Below are 2,686 nucleotides of genomic sequence, written 5' to 3' on the forward strand. Positions count from 1 at the left end.
CGAAGGCACGAAGCGAAGAACAGGTGATTGCTTCTTAGTGGCTTTGTGGCTTTGTGCGAGTCCAATACTGCGCAACGAAAGTTGGATAATAGGACCTTCGGTCATCGTCCTTCCCCCGCTTTCAGAAAGCCGTCGACAATCCGGTTCATCTCGGGGTTTTTGAGCAGGAAGCTGTCGTGACCGAAAGGGCTCGACAATTCCATGAAACTGACCTCTGCGCCAGCTGCGTTGAGCGCATGGACCATCGTCCGGCTTTCGCTGGTCGGATAAAGCCAGTCGCTATCAAAGCTGATCAGGCAGAAGCGGGTCTTCGATCCCCTGAACGCATTGGCGAGCACCCCGCTATGCGCCTCGGCGAGGTCGAAATAGTCCATCGCCCGGGTGATGTAGAGATAGCTGTTGGCGTCGAACCGGTCGACGAAGCTGATCCCCTGATGGCGGAGATAGGATTCCACCTGGAAATCGGCATCAAATCCAAAGCTCTTGGCATCGCGGTCCTGCAACCGGCGGCCAAATTTCTCGGTCAGTCCCTCTTCCGAAAGATAGGTGATATGCGCTGCCATCCGGGCGACCGCGAGGCCGCTGCTCGGCGGATCATCGTCGGCATAATAGGCGCCGCCGCGCCAGCGCGGATCGGCCATGATCGCTTGCCGTCCGACTTCGTGAAAGGCGATATTCTGCGCGCTGTGGCGCGCGGCCGAGGCAATGATCACCGCCGACCTGACCCGCTCGGGATAGAGCGCCGCCCAGCTGACCGCCTGCATTCCGCCCATCGAGCCGCCGATGACCGCATGGAGCCGCTCGATCCCGAGATGGTCGAGAAGCATCGCCTGGGCCCGCACCATATCGGCGATGGTCAGCACCGGGAAGTCCATCCCCCAGGGCTCGTCGGTGGCCGGATTGATCGTTGCGGGTCCCGAACTGCCGAGACAACTACCGATCACATTGGCGCAGATAACGAAATGGCGGTCGGTGTCGACCGGCTTGCCGGGCCCGACCATCCGCTCCCACCAGCCCGGCTTGCCGGTGATCGGATGGGTCGAGGCGACATATTGGTCGCCAGTGAGCGCATGGCAGATGAGGATCGCGTTGCTCGCGTCGGCGTTGAGGGTGCCGTAGGTTTCATAGGCATATTCGACCGGCGCAAGGCTTGTCCCGCTGTCCAGCGGCAGCGGCCCCAGCAGGCGGACCTGCCTGTTCAATCCAAAACGCGTATCTTCACTCATCATTAGCGGAGCTAAGCGGCGAAATCCCGACCGTCAAACGATAATGCGGTTGACTGACAGGCCGCAAAGGTTAGTCCGGCGACAGGGATTATCTCCAGACAGGCAGGCCAGCGCAATGAGCACACCAAAACCAAAAGACTGGATCATGGGGATTGCACCCTATGTGCCGGGCAAATCGAGCGGCGATGACGGCAAGAAGCTGGTCAAGCTGTCGGCCAACGAGAACCCGCTGGGTTGCAGTCCGGAAGCGACCGAGGCACTGACCGCCGCTGCCGGCTCGGTCGACCGTTATCCCGATCCCGGATCGACCAGATTGCGCGAAGCGATTGCCGCAAAATATGATCTCGATCCGGCGCGGATCATTTGCGGCACCGGTTCGGACGACGTGCTCCACCTTGCCGCCAATGCGTTCAGCGGGCCGGGTGACGAGATCATCTATGTCCGCTATGGCTTTGCGGTCTATGATATCGCCGCGCGGCGCTACGGTGGTACGCCGGTCATTGCCGAGGACGGCGACTTTGGCACCGATGTCGATGCGATCCTCGCAAAGGTCTCTGACCAGACCCGGGTCGTGTTTGTCGCCAATCCCAATAATCCGACCGGCACTTTTTCCAGCCGAGAGGAAATCGCACGTCTGCAGGCAGAGCTTCCCGGCCATGTGCTGCTGGTGCTCGATGGCGCTTATGCCGAATATCTCGAGGCCGACGAGGATGATGGCGCGCTGGGGCTGGCCGAGACCAAGGCCAATGTCCTGGTCACCCGCACCTTTTCCAAGATCCACGGCCTCGCCGCCGAGCGGATCGGCTGGGGCTATGCTTCGGCCGAGATTATCGACGCGATGAACCGGATACGACTACCGTTCAATGTGACGACCGCCGGTCAGCAAGCCGCGCTCGCCGCGCTCGCCGCCGATGATTTCGTCGCCGCAAGCCGCAAGCATAATGCCAAATGGCGGCAATGGCTGAGCGAGGAGTGCAGTGCGCTTGATAATCACGGGCTTAAAGTCATCCCGAGCCACACCAATTTTCTGCTCGTCCTGTTCGAGGGCAAGGTCACCGCAGAACAGGCCAATGCGGCGCTGATGGAGAAAGGCTATGCCGTGCGCTGGCTGCCCGGACAGGGGCTGGTCAACGGCCTGCGCATGACCATCGGCACCGAAATCGAAACCCGCGGCCTGGCAAAAGCCCTGCGCGAAATATTGGCCGCTGCTGACTGATGCTGCCGTTTGTCAATATTGCAATCATCGGTCTCGGACTGATCGGTTCCTCAATCGCCCATGCGGCGCGGCAGAGCATGCCGTCGGCGCGCATAACCGGCTTTGACAGCGATTCGGCGGTGCGGGCACGGGTCATCGAGCTCGGCTTTTGCGATGATGTCAGCGATAACGCAGGAGCCGCGGTTATCGACGCCGATCTGGTCATGCTCTGCGTTCCCGTCGGAGTAATCGCCGCGGTTGCCGC

At 60.9% G+C, this 2,686-nt stretch carries 3 protein-coding genes; 2 read left to right on the forward strand and 1 reads right to left on the reverse strand.

From position 1 onward, the window contains the following. Positions 1–101 precede the first annotated feature (101 nt). Complete coding sequence (gene metX / locus WBM93_RS06105) at positions 102–1,226, reverse strand: homoserine O-acetyltransferase MetX (protein ID WP_424429566.1); 1,125 nt, start codon at positions 1,224–1,226, stop codon at positions 102–104. A gap of 115 nt (positions 1,227–1,341) precedes the next feature. Here metX and hisC point away from each other — a divergent pair, with 115 nt between their 5' ends. After that, the gene (gene hisC, locus WBM93_RS06110) at positions 1,342–2,442 is read left to right on the forward strand and encodes a histidinol-phosphate transaminase (protein ID WP_424429560.1); all 1,101 of its coding nucleotides are present in this window, start codon (positions 1,342–1,344) and stop codon (positions 2,440–2,442) included. Continuing rightward, on the forward strand, positions 2,442–2,686 hold a 245-nt coding region (locus tag WBM93_RS06115; protein WP_424429563.1), incomplete at its 3' end, for a prephenate dehydrogenase/arogenate dehydrogenase family protein. The genes hisC and WBM93_RS06115, both read left to right, overlap by 1 nt.

It is taken from the genome of Parasphingorhabdus sp. (genome assembly GCF_049667325.1).
Taxonomy (GTDB): Bacteria; Pseudomonadota; Alphaproteobacteria; order Sphingomonadales; family Sphingomonadaceae; genus Parasphingorhabdus.

Coding starts and splice junctions, on each gene's coding strand:
- metX (WP_424429566.1), bottom strand. CDS start 1,226: ATGAGTGAAGATACGCGTTTTGGATTGAACAGGCAGGTCCGCCTGCTG.
- hisC (WP_424429560.1), top strand. CDS start 1,342: ATGAGCACACCAAAACCAAAAGACTGGATCATGGGGATTGCACCCTAT.